The following is a 24224-nucleotide window of genomic DNA, read 5'->3' as shown; positions in this document are numbered from 1 at the left end:
TCATCCCTGGCGCAACGCATCTGCCACCGCCAGAAAGGCCTCAAACCCCACACGCTCCGGCCGCACCTTCGGCGAGAGCCCGGCACTCTCAATCGCCGAAATCACCCGCTCGCGGGGTAACTTCAGCGCCTTAAGCCCGTTGGGCAAAGTCTTACGCCGCACCTGAAACGCCGACTTCACGACCTTGACAAAGAACTCGCGTCGGGCCTCGTCCTCAATGCGCGTTTCGGGCAGCAGCTCAAAGTTCACCACGCTGCTATGCACCTTCGGCGGTGGCACAAAGGCCCCGGGCGGAAGGTGCATCACGAGCTCAGCATCGGCGTAAAGACGCACCATCACGCTCAACGCCCCGTAAGCATCGTCACCTTCGCGGGCCACCATCCGCTGCGCAACCTCGCGCTGGTACATCAGCGTCATCCGTTGCAGACGCTCACGCTGCTCAAAGAGCCGGAAGGTCACCTCGGTCCCCACATTGTAGGGCAGGTTCGCCACCGCCTTCCAGGTCCCGGCGCGACTCGCCAGAATGCCCGCGATATCAGCCTTGAGCGCATCGCCCGCATGGAGTTTAAATCCCCAGTCTTCCGCCAGCGATTCCTGCAAAAACGCCACCGCGTCACGATCGATCTCGATGGCATCCACCGTCGCGCCCGCCTGCAGCATCGTCAGCGTCAGCGTACCGCACCCGGGGCCCACCTCCAGCACGTGATCGCCCGGGGCCACCTTCCCCAGCCGCGCGATCTCCCCGAGGATCCGCGGATCGACCAGAAAATGTTGCCCGAATTGTTTTTTGGTCCGCTGCCCGAATGAGCGCAGCAGATCGCCCGGGCTGAGTGCCTGCAACGGATGCTTATCGTGTTGGTCGACCACAACTACCTTTGATAGCTAAAGAATCTGGATTCATCGCGCCGGCCAGTGAGACTTCTTCCGGGTGGCACGGATGTGCCCCCCGGGCGCGCTTGCCTGTTATATGCGCCGAGGCTTGCCACAGGCAATCACGCTCGCGATCATCGGCGCGCGAACCGCCCTGAAGTTTGACGCGACGCCGTACCGGAGCCTTCCATGCCCCCTGCCCCTCGACACGCCCTGGCACTCGCCAGCCTCCTGGCCTTTTGCCTGATGAGTTCGCCGGCCCTCGCCGCTCCTCCCTCCGAGGCGTCCCCGGCCCCCCAGGCTAGCCCGGCTCCCCTGCCGGAGTCCCCCTCCCTGTCCCTGACCGACACCTACTCCCCGGTTGCCCTGGGAACCATCGGACTGCTCTTTCCCACGTCGGCGGCCATCACCGTGTTTGGCGGCTACTTCTTCGACGCCCCGGTCCCGGCCATGGGCTCGCCCACACCAGGCAGCCTGGACTACCGGGTCGCCGAGAACTTTCACGGCGATCTGGAGACCGGAGCGCCGCTGCTTGGCGGCATCCCCGACCACGGAGGCTACGCGCTCAGCGCTCTCCCGGTGCTCTACTACGGGCTGGGCTCCGCCTGGAAAGGCATCACCGGCCGCGACCTCTACCCCTGGCAGGGCCCCTACCATCACCAGTCGACCTTCGCCTACCTGGAGACCTTCACCTGGACGGCGCTTCTGACCAACGCCGCAAAGTTCTTCGTAGGACGAGCGCGCCCCTACGTGGCGCTCAACCGCCGCAGCTACGGCTGGCACGGCGGCGAAGACTACCTCTCCTTTTGGTCGGGACACGCCTCCTTGAGCTTCGCCGCCGCGACCTTTATGGCCCGCGACATCAGCGACGGGCTCTACCACCGTGTGCTGGCCAACGCCGAACCCCTGCCGCGCTTTATGTTGGGTCGCGCCCTCCCCTACACAGTACTCTACGGCGCGGCTTCCACCGTGGCCGTCAGCCGCCTCTACGATCAGAAGCACTTCGTCTCCGATGTGGTCATCGGCGCAGCGGTCGGCACCCTGCTGGCCACCCTGGTTTACAACGCTCGCTTTGACGCCCGCGGCATCCCCCGAACCCGCCCCGGCGTTGCCCTGGACATCGCCCCCAGCGCAGAGCCCGCGCCAGTTCCGCCCGAACCGTTGAGCCGGACCACCCCGACGCGATCCTCGCCAGCGGCCTCAGCTCCTTTCGCCATCCACAATCGTTTTCGCATTCTCCCAGGTCAGCAGCTCAAGCTCGCGCTCCCCTGAGCCCAGCGCCCGCAGCGCCTCAACGGTCTTGGGGATCGCCAGCAGGTCGGCGCCGCCCACTCTTAGCGCCGAACTCAGCGCGATCCTCTCCACCGCCCCCAGCTCCTGAGCCGCCCGCATGATCACCTCCGCGGCCTGGCGCGGGTTCAACGTCGTGGCGCCCACTGCCAGCCCCGCGCCAAAGCCGCTCTGCACCACATTGACCAGCGTCTTCTCATCGACGTAGGTCATGAGCACCCGCCCCGGCTCGACCCCCAGCTTTTCCAGACGCTGCATCATCTTATAGGTCAGCGTTACCCGGAGTTCGCGTGGCGGCGTCACGATCATCGCCTTCACGCCCACCTGCTGTGCGATCGCCACCTGAGACTCAAAGAGCTCCCAGTCCGCCGCGCTGTCTTCCCAGACGCCGATCTCCCCCAGCGCCACCACCGTAGGCAACGCCAGCAGCTCCGGCAGACGCTTCCACACCTCGTAGTGGGCACGCCGGGGCCGGGACGGCGGCAACACCCCGAGCGCCGCACCGGCGTCAAGCCCACAGCGCTCCAGACGTCGCACCTCCCCGCCCGCATGCGCCTCCATGGCCTCAATCAACTCCCGGGCCCCTTCTTTCGGCGGCCCAACCGTGGCACAACTCACCACCCGGGCCGTCCCGAAGTAGGCCAGATTCTTGAGATCGGCGTCGCTTTGCGTACGACTACGAATATGCGGATCGAAGATCTTCAATTGCTCGCTCGTCAATGGTAGCGAAAATAGCGTTCACCCCTCTTACCGGGAGTCTAACCATGTCGAACCCCCGAGCGCGAGGGCTGCTCCAGGCGGCCTGCCTCTCGATCCTACTCACCGGCGCAGCCTGCGCCCACAAACCCTCCCCGGGTGAACTCTACCTGGCAGACGCAGAGGCCGCACTTAACTCCGAGCGCCTGGAAGAAGCCCAGGCCCTGGCACAACTGGCCATCGACGAGCCCGATACCCCGGAGCGCGAAGCCCTCACCCTGCTCGCCCAGACCTACCGCGCGCAGAGCCTCCGAGCCCACGCCGCCGGGCAGCTTGAGGAGGCCATCGCCTTTCTGCGCCAGGCTGCATCCCTGGAGCCGGCAACCGCACAACGCCGCAGCGATCTCGATCAGGCGCTGGCGCTGGCCACCGAGACTGACCTTCCCGCCGCGCGCCTTGAGCCCCTACTCCTGGATGCCCTCGCCCTGAATCCGAACCTCCCCGAACTTCACCGGCGAGCGGCCCGTACCTACGAAGAGCTCGGGCGACATGAGGACGCGCGCGCTCACTATCTCTGGCTCTGGACCGCCTCCCCGGGCGACCTCCAGGCCGGTCTGCGCCTGGGCGTACTTCTGCTGATGGAAGAGCGTCACCGCGAGGCGCACACCTACCTCGCCAACCTCTACGAAGCGCACCCTGACGACCTCCAGATCGGCCTCAACCTCAGCGAAGCCCTGGAGGGACTCGGACGCACCTCACGCACCCACGAACTCTTTGAAACGATGCTGGAAGCCCACGGCGAACAACCCGGGCTACTCTTTCGCTACGCGGCGTACCTCGAGCGCCAGGGGCACTCCGAAGAAGCTCGACGCATGCAGGCCCGCGCTCGTGACGCCATGCCCTCCATCGAACAACGCGACGATCTCCGTCCCCTGCGCTGACCCCAATCACATGGGCGCGCTCAGGCCTGCATCACCACCGAACCGGAGAGTTCATCGATGATCTCTTTGGCCGACTGGTAACGGGCGTCGGGCTCTTTCTCGAGCAACTTCAAGATCATGCGGTCCGTCTCTTCACTCAACCCCGGATTGATCGAGCGCGGGGAGGGAGGACGGGTGTGCAAATGATGGTAGCTTAAGTCGCCTTTGAAAAACGGAACCGTGCCGGTCGCACACTCAAAGATCATGCACCCCAGGCTGTACAGATCACTGCGGAAGTCGATGTCCCGGCCGATGATCTGCTCCGGCGACATGTAAAAAGGTGTACCGACCTGCTGAGTATGGTTGTTCTGATACTCTTTAAGAAACTTCGCCAGGCCAAAGTCCATCACCTTGAGCGAACGGTCGCGAGTGGTCATCACGTTCCCGCTCTTGATGTCGCGGTGGATGATCCCCTTGCCATGCGCGTACTGCAGAGCGCGTGCGCACCCGAGTAGGATGTGCCGCACCTTATCGTCGGCAAGCGCGCCGGTACGACGCACCAACTCCTTGAGCGTCGTCCCCTCCACAAACTCCATGGCCATATAGTACTCGCCATCTTGCTCACCGGCGTCGTAAATGGTCACGATATTGGGGTGCGAGAGCGCCGCGGCGGCCCGCGCCTCGCGCAAAAAGTACATCACCGCCGTCTCGTTATCGCGCAGGTTTTCCCCCAGGATCTTAAAGGCCACCACACGTCCGAGCACGGTATCGCGGGCCTTGTAGACGATCCCCATCCCCCCGCGCGCGATCTCCTCCAGAATTTCATAGCGGCGAGCCACCTCCCCGTCCTCAGTGGCGCCTCCCCCGAAGAGTCCGCTGCTGGTACGTCCGGTAAGGGTTCCTCGACGCAGACGTTTGCGAATCGCCCCGACACGCATGCTCGCGTCCTCGAAGTTCGCTTCCACCTCGAGCACCTTACTGTAGCACTCCAACGCACCGGGAAGATCGGGCTCATCCTCAAGCGCTCGCCCCATTTTGTAGAGCAAAGGCAGCGTGGCGAGTTCGGCCTCCCGATTGCCCAGCGCTGCCCGATACTTGCCATAGGCCTTCTCCGCACGCCCCTGAGCGCGCAGCACATCACCCTGAAGCTCCAGGCTCCGCGCGTACATGGCATCACGGGAGTCGAGCTTCGACAACGCCTCCAGCGCCTCTTCATACATGCGATGTTCAAAGCGCAGACGGCCCACTCGGAAGAAGTCCCCCTGGAGTTCCAACACCCGCAGCTGCCCCTCGACGTCCCCGGCCTCCTGATAATACTCAGCCGCCCGAGCCAGCAGGCCGGCCTGCTCCGCGCAGCGCGCCGCGTGCGCGTAGCGCGGTATCTTCAGATAGAGTTCCAGCGCCTCTTCAAACGCCTCGAGCTTCTCGTAGAGTTCGGCGGCCTGCTCGGTTTTACCAACTTCAGCAAAAAGCTCCGCAGCCTGCTCCAGCTCCCCGGCATCCCGAAGGTGCTCGGCAGCCCCTCCCCGGTCTCCATCGGCCAACGCCACCTGGGCGCGCATCCGCGCGGCGCGTTTGGCCTCGCCGGCCTCCTCCAGAAATTTTGCGGCCAGTTGAGGCTGCCGAGCCTCGATCAACAGCTCGGCGGCGCGGCTGAAGTCCCCGGAGACACGAAGCGTTTCCGCAGCTTCCTGAGCCAGGCCCGCGGCCAAGAAGATCTCACTCGCACGCTGAATCTCACCGGCCTCCCGAAAGAGTTCGCCAGCGCGACGCGCCTGCTCGCGAAGCTCCTCCGGCAACGCGCCCCCCTCGTAGCCGCCATGGTCGGCGCGATAGTGCTCCACGTGACGCGCATAATGTTCGGCCGCCTCCCGAGGCATCCCGGCCGCATCAAACGCCCGGGCCGACTCCAGCCAACGCCGTGCGCGCGCGTAATTCTCGGCGGCGCGGCGCATGTCCTTCGCCCGCTCATAGAAGATCGCCGCGCGCTCCCAGGCCCCGGCCTGAAAATACTCGGCCGCCGCCGCGCGCGGCTCATCCATCTGCTCATAGATTCGGGCGGCCTGCTCGTGATCGCCGGCACGCTTATAGCAATAGATCGCCTGCGGACGACTTCCGGCCTGCTCAAAAGAGCGGGCAGCCTTCACAAACACCCCGCCCTTTAAATAGGCCTCGGCCGCCTCTTCCAGCGCTTCGGCGCGCGTGAGGAGATCGCCGGCAACGTCAAAATCGCCGGCAGCAATGGCCTCATCCACACGCCGCCGCGTCTCCGGAGGAAGCATCCGCCCCGGCGCGCTGGAACTTTTGGCCATCGCGGCGCGCACATAGCGAATCCCGGCAAAGACCACACCGATCAGAACCGCGACGACCATCAGGCCGCCCACCAGCGCAATCCACGTTGAGAGGCCGGTGCCGTACCCCACCCCCTCGGCCAGGTCCACATCGTCAGCAACCTGCGCCAGTATCCACAGTCCGGAACCGCTCATGCCCTGCCTCGCAAGCGACTCAGAAGCGGCCGCGCAACCCGACGAAGCCACCATCCGAGCTGACACCGCCCTCAAAACTCAGCGCCTGCTCTTCGGTCGTATCGCCCTGAGTGGCCTGGTAAATGATCATGCCCAGACCCGCTGCCGTCAGCACCCCGCCGGCAATGTAGGTCACCCGCGCCGTCTCAAAATAGCCATTAGCGTCGTTTTTATATCCTTCCAGCTCGTCACGAGTCGCCCCGATAGCGCGCTTATCATAGGAGTTCACCGACTCCGTGGCGCTCTGCTGAAGCAAGGTAAAGACGCCACCGGTGGCCAGCGCCGCAACCCCGAGCCCGGCCGTGGTCCAGCCCCAGGCGCCGAGCGAGCCCCCGCTCTCGCGCACCTCCAGGTCGTCCTCCACGACCATCGCCACGGGCTCCGCGACCATCTCCGGGCTCCAGGCGTAGCTGCCCTCGGCCTGAGCGTCTTCCTGCCAGATGACCTCCTCATACCCCTGTGCGCGAAGCACCACCGTCACCGGCCCCGGCCCCACGTCTACCGTCGCCGGCGTCTGTCCCAGCTCCGTCTCCACGCCGGCCTCATCCACGCCCACGATCGTGGCGCCTGCCGGCACACTGGCGATCTCGAGCATCGCCGGCACCTTCTCGCGAAGCATCGGCACGACCTCGGCAATTCGGCCGATGAATTCGATATCCTGCCCTTCATCCAGGTACGTGGTGTAATGCTCAATCGCCTCCCGATACATCCCCAGCTGCTCGGCAGCCTGCCCCATCCGGTAGAGAATCGTCGGCTCGGGAAGCTCCGCATAGGCGCGGCTGTAAAGATCGTAGGCCGTCTGGTAGTCCTCAGCCTCAAAGGCGTCATTCGCTCCGCGGATCGTCTCCAGCATCGAGGTGCCCTGAGCCATCGCCGGCGACGCTGTCGCCAGCGCGCAGACCATCAGGCACAGCCCGAGCAGCGTCTTCATAAGACCGCTCGAAGCCTTGATTCGATCGACCACCATGCGTTGCCTCCTATCCTGTTGCGCGCCTTGTGGCGACGCGCCTTCGCGTGACCTGCGGGGGCGGGTCACCATGTTGAGTGCGTTGTCATTCCTGGACATTGTCTCGCGCCCTATCGTAACGCTGCGTAAGACTCGGGCGCAACCTCCGCCTTCATCGACTCGGGGCCGCCACAACACAGCCGATGCTTTGCCTCTCGGGATGAATCTGGGAAGATGTCGCCCCCTGGAGTCGCGCCTGGCGCTGGATGGTGATGAAACGCTGGATAACACGAATAGCAAAAGGCCTTGGCCTGAGCCTGGCGGCGTTGCTTGCGCTGATCCTGCTTGCGTTGCTTGCGCTGCAGATCGGCGCGGTGCGCGACCCGCTGGTGCGTCGCGTCCTCGCCAGCGTCAATGAAGGCCTCGAAGGCCGCGTTGCGCTCGGACACGTCCGTGGTTCACTCCTGACAGGCGCCCGGGTTAGCGACGTCACGATCTTCGACAGCCGGGATAATCTCGCTGCATTCATCCCCGAAGTAGCCCTGTCATATAAGCCAGGCGCGCTCCTTCGCGGCCAGCTCATCATTGAAGAGGTCCAGGTCAGCGAACCCCAGCTGGTGGTACGCTCCTACCCGGACCAGAGACTCAACTGGACGCTTCTCAGCGCCCCCTCGGACGCACCCGGCGAACCCCTTGGCATCGCCATCTACGTCGACCGGGTACGCATCCAACAGGGGTTCATCGCCTATCTGGACGAAGCCAGCGAAGCCCCCGACAACGCGTCCCTTCAAGCGCTACGCTCGCGCTCCGTCCAGGCGCTTAACCAGGCCCGGGATACGCCCTCCCAGCTCTCGACCATCTGGCGGCGCTCCTGGCAAAGTGCTCACCCGGACGCCGACGGCATCCCCGGCGCCCCGCTCAGCGCCGCGCTCGACGAACTCCACGCGGAACTCACCACGTCGCTCTACCGGGAAGACATCCTGGCAGACCTTAAACACCTCGAGTTTCAGGCCCACCTCGACTGGTTGGCCGACGCCCAGCACCTGAGCCTCGGCGAGAGCCACCTGCGCCTCAGCGGCAACCTTATCCACGCCGAGATCGGGCAGCTGCGCGCCGGCGAACTCTTCGACGTAAACGCGCTCCAGGCCACCCTCACCTTACCCCCCGCCTCGGAAGCATCATCCACCGACGACACCGCGCCCTCCCCCCCGCTGGAACAAGCCTTCGCCCACCTGGACACCTTGCGCGTACCGGCCACTACCCTGGATCGCTTCAGCGCGCAGCCCCTGGGACTCTCCGGCCCCATCACGCTGAGCGCCCGCGCTGCTGGCGGCAAACAACTCGAAGCCCTCCTCACCCTTAACCTCCCTGGCGTGGAGGCCCCTCTCGAACTCAGCGCTCAACTCGCCGACTACAGCTCCGAAACCCCGCGCTACCTGGCCACGCTGAGCACGCCCACCCTCACAACCTCGGCTGTTGCCCCGGGCCTCGAACTCCCGGGCTTGACCACCCGGCTCCGTGCTCAGGTCATGGGCCTGGGCTTCGATCCCGACACGATGCACACCGGCATCCGCGCCCGGGCCGACGAGCTGCGCTACGACGCCACCTACGAGGCCGAACTCCTCTACGTTGCCGGCGATCTTTCCGCCGGCGAGCTTCGAGCCCATCGCCTGGCGGCACTCTCGCCCTACCTCGACCTCTTTGCCTCCGCGCGCCTCAACCCCGAGGGCCGCCTGCAGGCGGCCCTGCGCACCACCGCCGACAACGTGCAGGCTCGTCGGGCCAGCGAACTCACCGGCGAAGCCCCGGTGACCGCCGACGTCTCCCTGGATCTCGACGGACGTTTCGACCCGGCCATCGACGAACTCACGGAGGCGGCCCGGGCCCTCAGCCTCGACGCCCGGTGGCGTTTCGAGGGTTTTGACGCCTTCGACGTGGCCATCAACAACAGCCGCGGAACCCTGGTGGCCGACCTCAAACGCGCCGGAGAATCCTCCCACCGCTACCACGCCACCTACACCCTGGACGCCCGCGCCGCCGGCGTCGCCCTGGGCCCACACCGCCTTGGCAGCCTCCGCGCTCAAGACCAGGGGCGCATCGAACTCGCCCTCCCCCTAAACGATCCGCTCGCCAGCCTCACCGACCTGGAAAACGATCTACGGGTCAACCTCACCAACCTGCGCACCCAGGGCAACCGAGTCGAGCGCGCAAACCTCCGCCTCGCCAGCCAGAAGCGCCCCGAAGCCCCACGTTCCCTCCAGACACGCCTGGTCGTCGATGCCCAGGGAATCCACAACCCCGGCGCCTCGGTCGAACGCTTCAACACCGATCTCCGAGCCACCGCGCGCCTGGGCCAGGGCGACGATCCCTTCGAGACGCTGCGGGCCTTCACACTGCGCGGCGAATCCACCGCCAGCCGGCTGCGCGCCCCCCAGAGCGACGCGGCCATCACCACCGCCCGCCTCCATCTTGATCTGCAGGGGCGCCTCGACGCTCCCCGGGGCGATGTCACCCTGGAGCTCGACAAACTCACACTTGGCACTAACACCTTCGATAGCGCCGCACTCCAGCTCCACATGGCCAGCGGCGATCAGGTGCGCGCCGAGGCTCAACTCTCCCGTGATGCCGAGCGCCACTACGGTCTGGGAGCGACCCTCACACACGCGCGACGCTACGCGCGCCTGGCCCTCACCGAACTTCATCTCGGCAGCGACCGGGCCCGCTGGGAATCCCCCCCCGAGAGCCGCATCACCTGGGACGGTCGCACCCTGGGCCTGGAGTCCTTTCAGCTCGACGACACCCACGCTTCGGGCTCGCTCCGCGCTGATGGCACCTGGACGCCCGGGGCCTCCCAGGCGCTGGAGCTCGCCATGCTCAACATCGCGCCCGGGCAAATCGCCAGCGACTTTCATCTCGACGACCTCCCCCGCATCGACGGCCAGATCGATCTTCTCTTTTCCATGGCGGGCACCTCGTCAGCCCCCACCTTCAACCTGACCACCGAGCTCTCATCGATCACCTACGAGGAAGAGGGCCCCTTCGGCCTGACGCTGGCTGCCGGCTACGAGCGCGGTTCGCTGACCCTGCCTCAGACCCGCGTCTTCGCCTACGGTCAGCCGGTCCTGGAACTCAGCGCGCGCCTCCCCGTCAACCTCGATCTCAAGGGCAACACCTCGGTCGACTGGAATGAAGACTTCCTGGTGGATCTGGCGCTCGCCCCCTTACGCCTGCGCGACTTCCACCAGGCCCTGCCCCAGCTCAACGACTACGGCGTCGAAGGCGATCTCAACGGGCGATTCCGCTGGACGGGCTCTCTTTCGGAGCCTGACTTCTCCCTCGCTCTCAACGCGCAGGGACTCCAGTTCGCCGGTGAAGTTGGCGGCGACTACCTCTCCATCCGCAGCCTGGATCTGGCCTCTCAGACCACGTACAGCCCTCCCCGGGGCTCCCGCGGCGGACTGGATACCCGAATCAACCTGGACTGGCGCAGCCAACGCCTGGCCCTCCTGGAGGCCAACGCCGCCCTGCCCCTTGCCCAGTGGCTCCGCTCGGCCACCGGCGTCAGCGACGAAGCCCTCTCCTGGCAGGATGCCTTTTTGACGCTCCCGGTACGTCTGCTCCTCGACATCCCCGACATCAACCTGCGCAGCATTCCCCTGCAGCTTCTGCGCGACGCTGATGCCAGCGGTGAAGGATCGATCAAACTCGATCTGGCAGGCACCCTGGGCCGCCCCTCCGGCCGCGTCGACGTGGCGCTCAAAGAGCTGGGCTGGCAAAACTTCCGCGATATGTTCGTCGATCTCAACGCTCGCCTGGGCGACGGGCGTCTCAACGTGGAGCGTTTCCGCTTTGAATGGGATGCCGACGAGATCCTGGTCGCCGACGGCTCTCTTCCCCTGCCCATTGAGAGCCTCGTCGCCGGCGAAACCGTGGATGACATCCCGCTGAACTTCCGTGCCCAGCTGCGAGAGCTTCCCCTCTCCAAACTGAGCACCTTCAACTACGAATTTTCCAAGGTCACCGGTGACATCGCCGCCTACCTCACCCTTGACGGAAGCCTGCGCGCCCCCCGCCTCAATGCCCGGGCCGGCCTCTTTGAAACTCGCCTGGGCGACGGATCCACCGGCACGCTCAGCCTGGAAGTAAGCGGCGCCGACAACGCCATTGAGGTCGATGCGCGCCTCTGCCGCCAGTACGAAGACGTGCTTACCCTGGCCGCCTCGCTCCCGGTGAACATGGACACCATCGGACTCGCCACGGGAGCGCCCTGGCAGGCCCCCGGCGAGCTGCGTGTCGATCTGGAGAGCGACCCGCTTCAACTCGACAAAGTCCTGCCCCTGCAACTCCTGACCGATCTTATCAAGGACCCGCAAGGAACCTTTGAGGCCGATCTTAAGGTCCGCGGCGACTGGGAAACCCCCTCGATCGACGGCCAACTGCAGCTCCGCCAGGCCGCCCTCACCCTGGTCGATATGGGCCGACGCTTTGTCGATATCAACGCCGACATCGAACTCGACGACGACCAGCTCCGAATCAACACCTTCGAACTTCACGACGGCCCGGGCCAGGCCTCGCTCACCGGCGCCATCGCCCATGAGCGCTTTGTCCCGGACGAGCTCAACCTCGACCTCAACGCCGACGGATTCAACGTCGAAGGACTCGCCGTCGACTTCCCCGTCTACGTGACCGGCGTCGTGGGCGCCCGGGGCAACCTCCAGGGCTCGCCAGGCAACGTCAACCTGCGCATCAGCGGCCTGGAAGTCCAACTCACCGACACCCAGGACACCGGCCTGCACGCCACGGAACTCAACTCCGACATTGTCGTCCTCGACCGCAGCGGCCGCCGACGGGCCTCCTCCGATGCTGCCGAAGCCAGTGAACTGGCCACTCGCGATCTCAGCGCCCCCTCGGCGCTGAACCTCCGGGTCAACATCCGCGTGGACCGCGACGCCTGGGTGCGCCATCCCATCGGCAACGTCAACCTCCAGGCCGATATCGTCGCCCTGCTCTCCGGCACCAACGTCTCGTTAAGCGGCTCGGCCGAAGCCCTGCGTGGTGATCTCGAATTTCTCGGGCGTCGCTTCAACGTCCAGCCCAGCGAGGTCGCCTTCACCGGCGCCTCCCCGCCCAACCCTCGCCTCCAGCTGGAAGCAACCTACGAGCTCGATCGCGCGATCACCCAATCGCTGGGCCCGCCCTCCGATGGCGACCCGCGCATCATCTTCCGAATCTCGGGCAGCGCCGACAACCCGCGGCTGGTCCTCCAGAGCGACCCGGCCATGACCGACACCGAGATCCTCTTCGTCTTGATGACCGGACGCCCCCCCAGCCGGGGCGAAGTTGGCCGCGACGAAGGCGTGGCAAACCAGGCCCTGGGCGCCGTCAGCGGGCTCTTCTTCGGCCTGCTCCAGGACCAACTCTCGGGCACCGTCCCGGTCGACGTGCTGCGCCTGGAGCCTGGCGAGGGGGGCCTGCAGGGGGGGCGCCTGGAGTTTGGGAAGTACATCACCAACGACATCTTCCTCTCCTACCGCATCCAGCTCGGCGGCGACGAGGATGAGGCCACCAACATCGTGCGCGTGGAATACCACTTCCTGCCCCGCTGGATGGTCGAACTCACCTACACCGACCAGAACGAGGGCGGCGCCAACATCTACTGGGATGTCTACTGAGCGCGCGCCCCGGACCGGTGGCCACAAAAAAACGCCGGGGCGATGGGCCCCGGCGTCTACATCTGCCGCTTCAAAGAACGAGCGCTACGCGCTCGCCTCCTTTAGCTCAGCGCCTGTTCCAGGTCGGCCACCAGGTCATCCACGTCTTCAATGCCCACCGACAGACGCACCAGCCCGTCGTTGATGCCCAGCTCGGCACGCACCTCCGGGGGCACCGAAGCGTGCGTCATGATCGCCGGGTGCTCAATCAGGCTCTCGACCCCGCCCAGGCTCTCGGCCAACGCAAAGACTTTGACCCGCTCCAGCATCTGCCGCGCCGGCTCCAGACCATCTTTGAGAATGAAGGTGATCATCCCGCCAAAGCCCGACATCTGCTTCTTGGCGATCGCGTGCTGCGGGTGGCTCTCCAGCCCCGGGTAAAGCACCCGCTCCACCGCCGGATGCTTCTCCAGGTACGCCGCGATCACCTTGGCGTTGGCCTCGTGCTGGCGCATCCGCACCGCCAGCGTCTTGACCCCGCGCAGCACCAGCCAGCTATCAAAGGGACCGGGCACCGCCCCCATCGAGTTCTGCAAAAAGCGCAACTTCTCCGCAGCCTCATCATCGTTGGTGATCACCACCCCTCCCACCACGTCGGAGTGACCGTTGATAAACTTGGTGGTGGAGTGCACCACCAGATCCGCGCCCAGCATGAGCGGGTTCTGGAAGTAGGGGCTCATAAAGGTGTTATCAACCACCACCGGAATGCCCTGCTCATGGGCGATATCGCAGATCGCCTCGATGTCGCAGATTTTCAGCATCGGGTTGGTCGGACTCTCCAGCCACACCAGCCGGGTGGCCGGGGTCAACGCCGCCTTAAACGCGTCCAGGTTGGTCATGTCCACAAAGCTAAATCCCAGCCCCATCGGACGAAACACTTTGGTGAACAGGCGGTAGGTTCCGCCGTACACATCGTCACCGCTGACCACATGGTCGCCGGCCTTGAGCATATGCAGGATCGTCGTGGTCGCCGCACACCCCGACGCAAACGCCACCCCGTGCTTGCCCTTCTCCAGGCTCGCCAGGCAGTCCTCCAGCGCGTTGCGCGTGGGGTTGTGCGTACGCGTGTACTCAAAGCCCTGGTGCTTGCCCGGCGAGGACTGCACGTAGGTCGAGGTCTGAAAGATCGGCGTCATGATCGCGCCGTTCGACGGGTCCGGCTCCTGGCCCGCGTGAATCGCCCGCGTATCAAAGCCCATCGTGGCGTAATCGAGTTCCGGCTTATGCATGCTCGCTCCTTATAACTAAACAGTAGGCGTCAACATCCTCGGGTTACGCCGCCATCATAGGGCTCGCGCGCCATTTCACAACCGCCACCGCCCCTACTTGAACATCTTCCCCAAGCCCTCTCCGGCTTGGCGCCACAACGCCTCAACGTCCCGGCCCTCCCCCCACTCCGGCGCCGTCGGGCCACCGACACCAACTCGCCACCCCACGCCGACGTAGCGCGGGCAAAAATATCGCCGTCCACACGTTGACAACCTCAAATCTCGTCGTTAACTTCCGGCGTCGCCGCCATGTCCGCGAACACGCGTGGGGTGCGCCCGCAACCCGGGATCACCACCTCAACCTTATCCACGCCGCGGACCCGAGGCGCATAACTGACTGAACGGCGAAGGTCGCCTTCTTCGAGACGCCGGCCATGGTGGCCAGCGGGCGCATCTTCCCAGAACCAACCGTCGCTCCTCGGAGCGATATGTCCAAGGTCGTCAATGACTGTTCAAGAAAACCAAAACTTCCCAACCACCGATGACTTCGCGGCGCTGCTCGACACCCACGAAGACTTCACCAGTGCGGTGCGCGAAAACGAGATCACCACCGGTCGCGTGCTCGAAGTGGGCGAAGACTACGTGCTCGTCGACATCGGATTTAAGTCCGAAGGCCGCATCGACCTCTCGGAGTTCATCAACGAGAAAGGTGAAGTCACCGTCAGCGCCGGCGATGATGTCGACGTCCTGCTTGAGAAGCGCGAGGACGAGTCGGGTCAGTGCATCCTCTCCAAGGAGCGCGCCGATCGCATGAAGGTCTGGGAGATCATCAGCGAGAAGGCCGAAGCCGACGAGCTGGTCCGCGGTACGATCACCAACCGCGTCAAAGGCGGCCTCCAGGTCGACATCGGCGTCAAGGCGTTCCTCCCCGGCAGCCAGGTCGAACTGCGCCCCACGCGCAACCTCGACAAGTACATCGGCCAGGAATTCGCGTTCAAGATCATCAAGTTCAACAAGCAGCGTGGCAACATCGTGCTTAGCCGCCGCGCCCTGCTTGAGAAAGAGCGCGCCGAGCTCAAGAAGAAGACCCTCGAGAAGCTCAAGGCTGGTGCGGTCATCGACGGTATCGTCAAGAACCTTACCGACTACGGTGCCTTCGTGGACCTGGGCGGCATCGACGGCCTGCTGCACATCACCGACATGAGCTGGGGCCGCGTCTCGCACCCCACCGAGCTCTTCAACGTCGGCGACGAAATCCAGGTCAAAGTCCTCAAGTTCAGCCCGGAAAGCGAGCGCGTCAGCCTGGGCTACAAGCAGCTTACCCCCGATCCGTGGGAAGGTGCCGAGGATCGCTACCCCGACGGCGCGCACGTCCTGGGTCGCGTGGTCAGCCTCATCGACTACGGTGCCTTCGTGGAGCTGGAAGAAGGCATCGAAGGTCTTGTCCACATCAGTGAGATGAGCTGGACTCGCCGCATCAAGCACCCCAACCGCGTGGTCAGCGAAGGCGAAATCATTCGCTGCGTCGTGCTCAACCTGGACACCGACGCCAAGAAGGTCAGCCTGGGCATCAAGCAGGTCGAGCCCAACCCCTGGACCCTTCTCGAAGATCGTTACCCGGTCGGTACCCGCATCCTGGGCAAGATCCGCAACATCACCGACTTCGGTATCTTCGTGGGCATCGAGGAAGGCATCGACGGCCTGGTCCACATCAGCGACATCAGCTGGACCCAGAAGATCCGTCACCCCTCCGAAATCTACGAAGTGGGTCAGGAAGTCGAAGCGGTCGTGCTCAACATCGACGTCGAGAACGAGCGCTTCAGCCTGGGCATCAAGCAGCTGGAAAGCGATCCGTGGGAGACCCTGCCCCAGCGTTACCCGCCGGGCAAGATTGTCGACGCCACCATCACCAAGCTCACCGACTTCGGTGCGTTTGCGGAAGTGGAAGAAGGCATCGAAGGGCTCATCCACATCTCCGAGCTGGCTGACGAGCGCATCGAGAACCCGAGCGAAGTCGTCAAGGTTGGCGAAGAGCACAAGGTCGAAGTCATCAGCGTCGATCCCAAGGAGCGCAAAATCGCGCTGTCGATCAAGAACTTCGTGCGTCGTTCGGAGTCGGGTCACCTGCGCGAGTACGCCGAAGAAAGTGGCGCCACCGCGCAGCTCGGCGACCTGCTCAAGGGCAAGCTCGGCGATCTGACGGGCGACGAAGAGGAGTAATCCTCCCGGTGCGACCTCTCCTGCGGAGGTTGCACCCCGTAGCGCCTTTTTGATGCGAGGCGGCCCCCTTATCGGGGCCGCCTTGTTGCGTTTTATTGCCCCCCGGCCCTGCCTTCCTGCCTCATTGACACCTCGCGGGTGCCTCTCTACAACCAGATGGCCCCGGAGCCCCGCCCTTGATATTTGACGTTGCCCACTGCACCGATGTCGCTAGCTTGTCCCTGTTGTTTTGGCCCGCAGTGCAAGGAACTTCCCTACGATGCTGGACCCCCTTCTCGACAAGCGCTTGATCTTTGTCACCGGCAAAGGTGGCGTCGGCAAGAGCACCGTCACCGCCGCCCTGGGCAAAGCCCTGGCTTCCACCGGTCGCCGAACTCTGGTGCTGGAAACCGACACCTTCTCGGCCATGGAAGACCTCTATGGCTACCAGGGCAAAGGCCTCACCCCGACCGAAATCAGCCCCACCCTCTCGGCCGCCAACCTGACCGCCGAAGACTGTTTTGTTGCCACACTCACCCGCTTTGTGCCTGGCGAACGCGTGGCTCGGGCGGTGATCAACAACCGCGTGGCCCGGGTCTTTTTTAAGGCGGCCCCTTCGGTCAATGAGGTCACCATCCTCGATCAGATCCGCGTCTTCTACGAAGCCGAAGATGCGGGCAAACCCCGCTACGATCACATCATCGTCGATCTTCCGGCCAGCGGGCACGCCGTGACCTTCTTAAATGTCCCGGCCACCATGAACGGCATGATGCGCGGCATCGGCCCCATCGCGAAGATGACCGCGCAGGTGGCAGAGTTGGTCAACGACGCCAGCTTAACCGCCATCGTTGCGGTCTGCCTCCCCGAGGAGATGCCGGTCAACGAGACCATTGAACTCGCCACAAACCTGCGCCAGGTCCTCGGTCGCCCGCTGACCCTGGCCCTTGCCAACATGGTTCACCGCGCGCCCCTGCACGACGACGATCGTCCACTCTTCGATGCGCTCCTCACGCGCGTACGCGCCGAGTCGCCTCGCACCAGCTCTTTGCTCTTCGACGAAGAACCCACCGACGAGCGCGATGCCCTGGCCAGACTGGTCGAAGGAAATGCCCTGGCCCTGGGCTGGCACGACCGCGATCAGCGCTACCTCGGCGAACTCCGCCAACGCGTCAATGTCCCCGTGGTCGAGCTGCCGATCTTTTACGAAGGCGCGGGGACCGACGTGGTCAACCGCGTTGCCGATCAGCTGACCGGTGGCGACTCCTCCACTCCCGAACCTCTGGCCCTCTAAGCGCCCCCAGGAGCCCCTCGGTGACAGCCAGTAGCAGCCCCGACCCCAACGCCTCCACGCTTCGCGATCTTCTCGACTCCGGCCGTCTCATCGTCTGCGTCGGACCTGGCGGGGTAGGCAAAACAACCACCTCGGCCGCCATCGGTCTCCGCGCGGCGATGGCCGGCCGCAAGACCATCGTCATGACGATCGATCCGGCGAAGCGCCTGGCCAACAGCCTGGGGCTCGACGATCTCACCAACGATCCCCAGCAAATCGATCTGAGCGACGCGCTCGCCATGGCCGGAGGGGAGGACCAGGGCGGTGAACTCTGGGCAATGATGCTCGACGCCGAAAAAACCTTCGACGACATGGTCACCCGCCACGCTCCCGACAAAGGGGCACTGGCCCGCGCCAAAGAAAACAACATCTACCGCCTGCTCTCCTCCGCGCTACACGGAATGCAGGAGTACATGGCCCTGGAGAAACTCCACGATCTGTACACCGGCGGCTACTTCGACCTGGTCATTCTGGATACACCGCCGACCAAAAACGCCCTGGAGTTTCTCGAAACCCCGGGGCGAGCAAGCACCTTCTTTGATGAGCGCATTATCAAGTGGTTCTTGCCCAACCGGCGCAGCGGTCTGCTCGGACGGGTCTTCAACCCGGGATCCGTTGTGCTCGGCCTGATCTCACGCGTTCTCGGCGAGAGCTTCGTCAACGATCTGGTGGAGTTCTTTGACACCTTCCACTACCTGCAGGAAGCCCTGCAACAAAACGGCGAACTCATTGAGTTCATCTTGCGCGACCCGCTCACGCATTTCTTTGTGATCACCAGCGCCGACCCCCGGCGTATGAAAGAAGCGGTGTATTTCCACGAAAAACTCGGCCAGCTCGACCAACGCGCGGACTTCTTCATCATCAACCGCGTCATCCCGCGCTTTCACCCGGAAGACATCGCCAAAATCGAAGACGCCGATCTCGATGCGTTGCTTACATCGGGTGACCACGGCGCCACATCGACCCAGATCCGAGGTCTGCGCCAACGGCTGGAGACCCACTACCTTCAACTCGCTCGCCTGGCCATTCGCGATCGCGAGGCCATCGCCGGCCTGGCCGCCCGCGTGGGCGAAGAGGCCCTCCGGCTGATCCCACTCCTGGGAGAAGACGTGCATAACCTGAGCAATCTGCTTCGACTCAGCGACTTCATTACCCCGATCGACTCCCCGCCACAGACGGGCACGGCGCAGGGATAAACCTCATGCCGATCTCCGACTTTTTGAAAGGACTCCGCGAGAAGGTCGGCCACGACCTGCTTTTTGTCCCTGCCGTTGCCGCTGTCGTGCGCGATGAGCACCACCGGGTACTCTTTCAACGCCGCAGTGACAACGGGCTCTGGACCCTGCCCTCCGGAACCATCGATCCCGGCGAATCCCCGGCCACAGCAATCGTGCGCGAAGTCTACGAAGAGACCGGACTCGAGGTGCGCCCCACCCACATTTTGGGCGTTTACGGTGGCGATCGCCGTGGCTTTCGCGTCACCTACCCCAACGGCGACCACCTGGAATCGGTGGTCATCGTCTTTGCCGTCGAAGTGCTCGGCGGCACGCTGGGCGGGCTTGATGGCGAGAGCCTTGAGCTCCGCTACATCGACCCAACCCGGCGCCCGGAGCTGATGTCGAACTACCCCGACGAAGTCTTCATCGGCGGGGATCCAGCCCCCGCCCATTTTGATCGCTAAATCTCAGGCGTCGGGACGCAACTCGGCGATGCGCTCACACAACGCGTTGACGATCGCGTCCACCGAAGCCTCAGTGGAGTCGATGCCCAGGGCATCTTCGGCCTTCTTCAACGGCGCGATCTTCCGCTCCGAGTCGCGACGATCACGCGCCACGATCTCACTGAGCACCTGAGCCACGTCCACAACCTCCCCGGCCTGACGCATCTGCTCTACCCGCCGATGGGCGCGTACCTCCGGCGACGCCGTGATGAACACCTTGAGTTCGGCGTCGGGAAACACCACCGTCCCGATATCACGCCCTTCCAGCACGCTGGAGCGCTCTCGCCCGACCTGGCGTTGCTGAGAGACCAGCTCTTCTCGCACCTGGGGATGTGCCGAGATCACGCTGGCATTACGGCTAACTTCCGCGCTGCGGATCTCCTGGTGCAGCGCGCGGCCGTTGCAGTAGATGACGTTCTCGCCATCTTCAAACTTAAACTCAAAACGCAGACTCCGGGCGATCTCCGCTACCGCCTCGGCATCGGCCAGATCCACCCCGGATGCAGAAGACTCAAACGCCACGGCCCGATACATCGCGCCGGTATCTACCAGCTGAAACCCCAGACGTTCGGCAAGCGCCCGCGCGATCGTCGATTTGCCAGCACCAGCAGGCCCATCAATAGCTACAATCACGCCTCCTCCCTTTGCACAAGCGTCGGAAGGACCTCGTAAAGAGAGTTCAGGCAACGCCTCACCTCATCGGGCGTACCGATCGAAATGCGCACATAATCTCCCAGACCGTAGCCCGCCATCGGCCGCACGATCACGCCCTTACGCAGGAGCGCATCGTAGACCTTCACGCCCTCCACCGGCACTTTCACGAGCAAGAAGTTGGTCTGGCTGGGAATCCAGCTCACGCCACTATCGGCCAGGGCCGAAAGCCCCTCTTCAAGGATGCCCCGCCCCTCTTCATTGATGGCGACCGAGCGCTCAACAAACGCCAGATCATCCAGCGCAGCGGCCGCGGCATCCTGAGCGAGCAAGTTCACGTTGAAGGGCTCCCGCACACGGTTCATGCGATCGATCAACGCTGCCGGTGCGATGCCATAGCCGGCCCGAATACCCGCCAGACCATAACACTTACTAAAGGTACGACAGATGATGAGCCGCTCGTGCACATCACGCATCGTTTCCGCGCTGGCGTAATCCTCGGCCTGCACGTACTCGTGGTAGGCCTCGTCCACCACCACGATCACATCGTCGGGCACTTCCCCGAGAAACCAGCGCAGCTCATCGGCCGGCACATACGTCCCGGTGGGGTTGTTGGGGTTTGCCACGAACACGATCTTCGTCTTCGGCGTGATCGTCTCGGCCATCGCCTTAAGATCGAAGGTCAAGGGCTCCTTCATCGGCGCGCGGTGAATCGTCATACCCTGCGCCTGGCAGATGATCGGGTACGCCGCAAAACTATACTGCGACACCACCGCCTCATCGTCGGCCGTGCAGAAGGTGCGTACCGCGATGGTCAGCACTTCATTTGATCCGTTCCCGGTAATCACCTCATCGGGACTCACACCGTGAAACTTCGCCACCGCCGCACGCAGACGGTGAGCGGCGCCGTCCGGGTAGATATGCCCCTTCTCCAGCAGCGCGCGCGCCGCCTCGGTGGCCTTCGGACTGGGTCCCAGCGGGTTTTCATTGCTGGCCAGTTTAATCGACCCTTCAATGCCCAGTTCTCGCTCCAGCTCCTCAATAGGTTTGCCGGGGACGTAGGGCTTGAGCGTCTCGATATGCTCTCCGACTAACGCCTTCATCGTACCTCTTTTCGCTATCTTTCCGGGTGGGAGCGCTACGCGCGCTCCACGTTATACGGGTCGATCTGGGCCCATTCAAGCGCGGGTTTTCCACCGCCGACAAAGCTCCTGAGGTCCCTCTCGATCACCTCGGGAAGCGCCCCGGCACGCAAGAGCGGCGCCATCGCCCAGTGGGTCTGAGGCTCACCACGAAACCAGGAGATCTGCTGTTTGGCATAGCGCCGGGTCTGCTGCTTGATCTCTTGAATGGCCTCCTCCAGTGGCCGTCCCTGGAGCAGGTGTTCCCCCATCTGGCGATACCCCAAACTTTGCATCGGCTTGTGCTGCGGACCGTAACCCCGCGCCAGGAGCTCGCGGTATTCCTCCTCCAGCCCCAGCGCCACCATCTGATCGACCCGCTGGTTGATGCGCTCATAAAGTTCTGGACGCGGGCGTATCAACGCGATCTTCAACGCATGATAGTGCGGCTTCTGAAAACGATGACGACGTTGATGCTCACTTAAGGGAATCCCCGTCTGATCGAAGATCTCTAGCCCCCGCGTCACGCGCACAAAGTCATTGGCGTGAACACGTGCGGCCAGCTCCGGATCCACGTCTTTAAGACGTTCATAAAGTAGCTCCTCCCCTTGCTCATCCGCCAGCGCGCGATACCGCGCACGCAGCGCTTCACTGGGGGGAGGCGCCTCAAAGAGACCATGCACCAACAGACGTACGTAAAGACCGGTGCCCCCCACCAGCAACGGAACTTTTCCACGTGCAACAATCGACTCGATCGCCTCGCTGGCCCGAACGCGAAAGTCCGCCGCATTAAAGTCCTCATCCGGATTCACCACATCAATAAGATGATGTGGCACCCGGGCACGCTCCTCCCGGCTGGCTTTGGCCGTGCCGATGTCCAGGTAGCGGTAGACCTGCAGGCTATCGACACTGACAATCTCGGCATTGAGCGCCTCGGCCAGAGCCAGCGAAAACGCGGTCTTCCCCACCCCGGTGGGCCCGACCAATGCGATAATACGGGTGAGCCCTTCGTAGCTCTCAGGTGTATCGGCAAACTCCATCATCGGCGATCAAATGCCTCTTCAAGTTCCATCAACGGGATTCGGTAATACACCGGGCGGCCATGCGGGCAGTTAGCCCGGAAGTCAATCTGGTCCATCTGCACCAACAACCCATCGCACTCCTCCGCACTCAGCGGCGTCGGGCCCCGCACAACCGAATGGCAGGCCATCCGACTCAGCACCGACTCCATGGCCTCCTCAACCCGGCTTGAGCCACCGAAGTTCGAAAGATCATCCAGTGCGTCTTTGATGATCTTTTCATGAGGAGCCCGCTGCAACACCGCCGGCACTTCTTTTAGAACGTAGGTCGTCCCACCGAAATGCTCGATTTCAAAGCCCGCCTGCGCAAAAAACGCCTGAGATTCGCTCATCGTCTCAGCGCGCAAGGCATCAAGCTCCATACGTAGCGGAAAGAGCAGCGGCTGCGTCTCCTTATGTTCGTGCTTAAAGAGGTTTTTAAGCCGCTCAAACCCCACCCGCTCATGCGCGGCATGCTGATCGATAATGACCAACCCGGACGCATCCTCACAGACGATGTACGCTCGCCGAAACTGACCGATCACCCGCAAGGTAGAGAAGTACGCATCGCGCACCACCGGCCCGTCCTCTCCCGAATCTGCACGACGACCGAGCCCACCCAGATCCACGCGCGGCGGTTCGATCAGCGGCGAAAGCCCCGGAGCCGAAAACCCTCCCTGCCCGGCGTCTCCACCTGACGAGGCGAATGGCGAGCGCAGTTCCCCCAGATCCAGTCGGTCCTGCTCCGAAAAACGCCGATGCCGCACGTTCAAAGGCTCGATTTTTACATCGCCCGGTCGAAGCATCGTCGCCTCGTCAACACCGCCTGTAGACCCACGTTCGCCGTCTCCCCCTGCCAGATGCCCCGAAAGCGTGCGCCGCTCACCAAGCGCATAACTTCGGGAGGGCTCCCCCTCCAGCCAGGGCGCTTCGGCCAGCGCATCGGCAATCGCGTGATAGACGGCCCGATAGATCGGCTGGGTATCGTGAAAGCGCACCTCGGTTTTGGCCGGATGCACGTTGATATCCACCATCGAGAAGGGCACATCGATAAAAAGCACCACGCTGGGGTAACGGCCCCGCTCCAGCAGGTGCTTATATGCCCCGGTCACGGCAGCACGGATCGTGCGGTCATTGACGTAGCGACCATTCACGAAGGTGTACATATTGCCCGGCGAACGCTGAGAGTGCCCCGGACGAGAGAAATACCCCCGGCACACCACGCCATGGATCGCCGGGTACTCAAAGGTCGGATAGAGATCGTCGTAAACCTCGCGACCAAGCACCTCCAGAATCCGATCCTTGAGCCGGTCCACCTGCGGCAGATCCAGGCGCAACTTGCCATCTTTCACAAACTTGATGCGCACATCGGGCCGACTCAGCCCCACCCTCACCAACATCTCGGTGATATGGCGGGTTTCCGTAGCCGGAGTCTTCAAAAATTTGAGCCGCGCCGGCGTATTAAAAAAGAGCTCCTCAACCAGAATCGAGGTTCCGGCGGCCATCCCCACGTCTTCGATCTCCTGCATCACCCCCCCCGCGATATAAATCCGGGTCCCCTCCAACTGATCGGCCGGCCGGGTGCACAGCTCCATGCGCGCCACCGAGGCAATCGAAGGCACAGCTTCGCCCCGAAACCCCAGCGTACCGATCGCAAAGAGATCATCGACCCGGGCAATCTTGCTGGTGGCGTGACGCTCGATCGCCCGGAGTGCATCTTCCCGACGCATACCACACCCGTCATCTTCAACCCGGATCAGATCTCGCCCTCCCCCCTCGATCGTCACCTCAATACGCCGCGCTCCGGCGTCCAGGCTATTTTCGACCAGCTCTTTGACCACCGAAGCCGGGCGTTCCACGACCTCCCCGGCAGCAATCTGGTTGGCAAGCTCCGGTGGTAGTACTGCAACTCGCCTGGGTTCCCCGGCAGCATGTCGGGCCGCGGAGTTTCTCCACAGAGGATCTTCCTGCTTCACACC

Annotated in this window: 16 protein-coding genes; 7 read left to right on the top strand and 9 right to left on the bottom strand. The window is 63.8% G+C overall.

What is annotated here, in order from left to right:
* Complete coding sequence (gene rsmA, locus DL240_RS12510; protein WP_111730238.1) at positions 1 to 867, bottom strand: 16S rRNA (adenine(1518)-N(6)/adenine(1519)-N(6))-dimethyltransferase RsmA; 867 nt, start codon at positions 865 to 867, stop codon at positions 1 to 3.
* Positions 868 to 1059: 192 nt separating this feature from the next.
* Between rsmA and DL240_RS12505 the strand changes: the two genes are divergently transcribed.
* A complete protein-coding gene (locus tag DL240_RS12505) occupies positions 1060 to 2142 on the top strand; it encodes a phosphatase PAP2 family protein (protein ID WP_111730237.1) in 1083 nt (360 codons plus the stop codon).
* Here DL240_RS12505 and DL240_RS12500 read toward each other — a convergent pair.
* Entirely contained in the window at positions 2071 to 2865 is a 795-nt protein-coding gene (locus tag DL240_RS12500; protein ID WP_111730236.1) for a TatD family hydrolase, read from the bottom strand. The genes DL240_RS12505 and DL240_RS12500 overlap by 72 nt on opposite strands.
* Before the next feature lie 59 nt (positions 2866 to 2924).
* On the opposite strand from DL240_RS12500, the gene DL240_RS12495 reads away from it, so the two are divergent.
* A complete protein-coding gene (locus tag DL240_RS12495) occupies positions 2925 to 3797 on the top strand; it encodes a tetratricopeptide repeat protein (protein ID WP_111730235.1) in 873 nt (290 codons plus the stop codon).
* Positions 3798 to 3817: 20 nt separating this feature from the next.
* Here the strand turns inward: DL240_RS12495 and DL240_RS12490 are convergent, their stop codons facing one another.
* The gene (locus DL240_RS12490; RefSeq protein WP_158542533.1) at positions 3818 to 6262 is read right to left on the bottom strand and encodes a serine/threonine-protein kinase; all 2445 of its coding nucleotides are present in this window, start codon (positions 6260 to 6262) and stop codon (positions 3818 to 3820) included.
* Between the two features lie 19 nt (positions 6263 to 6281).
* Positions 6282 to 7268: a tetratricopeptide repeat protein gene (locus tag DL240_RS12485; RefSeq protein WP_111730233.1), complete on the bottom strand. Its 987-nt coding sequence runs from the start codon at positions 7266 to 7268 to the stop codon at positions 6282 to 6284.
* A 251-nt stretch (positions 7269 to 7519) separates the two neighbouring features.
* Here DL240_RS12485 and DL240_RS20740 point away from each other — a divergent pair, with 251 nt between their 5' ends.
* Entirely contained in the window at positions 7520 to 12919 is a 5400-nt protein-coding gene (locus DL240_RS20740; protein ID WP_158542532.1) for a translocation/assembly module TamB domain-containing protein, read from the top strand.
* 101 nt (positions 12920 to 13020) lie between these two features.
* On the opposite strand, the gene DL240_RS12475 is transcribed toward DL240_RS20740, so the two are convergent.
* Positions 13021 to 14157, bottom strand: coding sequence for a cystathionine gamma-synthase (locus DL240_RS12475; RefSeq protein WP_111730396.1), 1137 nt, complete (start codon positions 14155 to 14157; stop codon positions 13021 to 13023).
* A gap of 513 nt (positions 14158 to 14670) precedes the next feature.
* On the opposite strand from DL240_RS12475, the gene rpsA reads away from it, so the two are divergent.
* The 4 genes from rpsA (at position 14671) to DL240_RS12455 (ending at position 19376) form a co-directional block, all read left to right on the top strand.
* Complete coding sequence (gene rpsA / locus DL240_RS12470; RefSeq protein ID WP_111730231.1) at positions 14671 to 16386, top strand: 30S ribosomal protein S1; 1716 nt, start codon at positions 14671 to 14673, stop codon at positions 16384 to 16386.
* Positions 16387 to 16645: 259 nt separating this feature from the next.
* Positions 16646 to 17656, top strand: coding sequence for an ArsA family ATPase (locus tag DL240_RS12465; RefSeq protein ID WP_111730230.1), 1011 nt, complete (start codon positions 16646 to 16648; stop codon positions 17654 to 17656).
* A 20-nt stretch (positions 17657 to 17676) separates the two neighbouring features.
* Complete coding sequence (locus DL240_RS12460) at positions 17677 to 18891, top strand: ArsA family ATPase (RefSeq protein ID WP_158542531.1); 1215 nt, start codon at positions 17677 to 17679, stop codon at positions 18889 to 18891.
* A gap of 5 nt (positions 18892 to 18896) precedes the next feature.
* A complete protein-coding gene (locus DL240_RS12455; RefSeq protein WP_111730228.1) occupies positions 18897 to 19376 on the top strand; it encodes an NUDIX domain-containing protein in 480 nt (159 codons plus the stop codon).
* A gap of 3 nt (positions 19377 to 19379) precedes the next feature.
* On the opposite strand, the gene cmk is transcribed toward DL240_RS12455, so the two are convergent.
* The 4 genes from cmk to mutL are packed head-to-tail and all read right to left on the bottom strand — an operon-like array spanning position 19380 to position 24221.
* Positions 19380 to 20048: a (d)CMP kinase gene (gene cmk, locus DL240_RS12450; RefSeq protein WP_111730227.1), complete on the bottom strand. Its 669-nt coding sequence runs from the start codon at positions 20046 to 20048 to the stop codon at positions 19380 to 19382.
* Positions 20045 to 21169, bottom strand: coding sequence for a histidinol-phosphate transaminase (gene hisC, locus DL240_RS12445; RefSeq protein WP_111730226.1), 1125 nt, complete (start codon positions 21167 to 21169; stop codon positions 20045 to 20047). Before hisC ends, cmk begins: the two co-directional genes overlap by 4 nt.
* Positions 21170 to 21204: 35 nt before the next feature.
* Positions 21205 to 22230 (bottom strand): tRNA (adenosine(37)-N6)-dimethylallyltransferase MiaA, encoded by a 1026-nt coding sequence (gene miaA / locus DL240_RS12440; RefSeq protein WP_111730225.1) that lies wholly within the window; start codon positions 22228 to 22230, stop codon positions 21205 to 21207.
* On the bottom strand, positions 22227 to 24221 hold the full coding sequence (mutL, locus tag DL240_RS12435; protein WP_158542530.1) for a DNA mismatch repair endonuclease MutL: 1995 nt from the start codon (positions 24219 to 24221) through the stop codon (positions 22227 to 22229). The genes miaA and mutL overlap by 4 nt, the downstream gene beginning before the upstream one ends.
* Between the last annotated feature and the right edge of the window lie 3 nt (positions 24222 to 24224).

The organism is Lujinxingia litoralis (assembly GCF_003260125.1).
Taxonomy (GTDB): domain Bacteria; phylum Myxococcota_A; class Bradymonadia; order Bradymonadales; family Bradymonadaceae; genus Lujinxingia; species Lujinxingia litoralis.
This window is presented reverse-complemented; position numbering and strand designations above follow the sequence as displayed.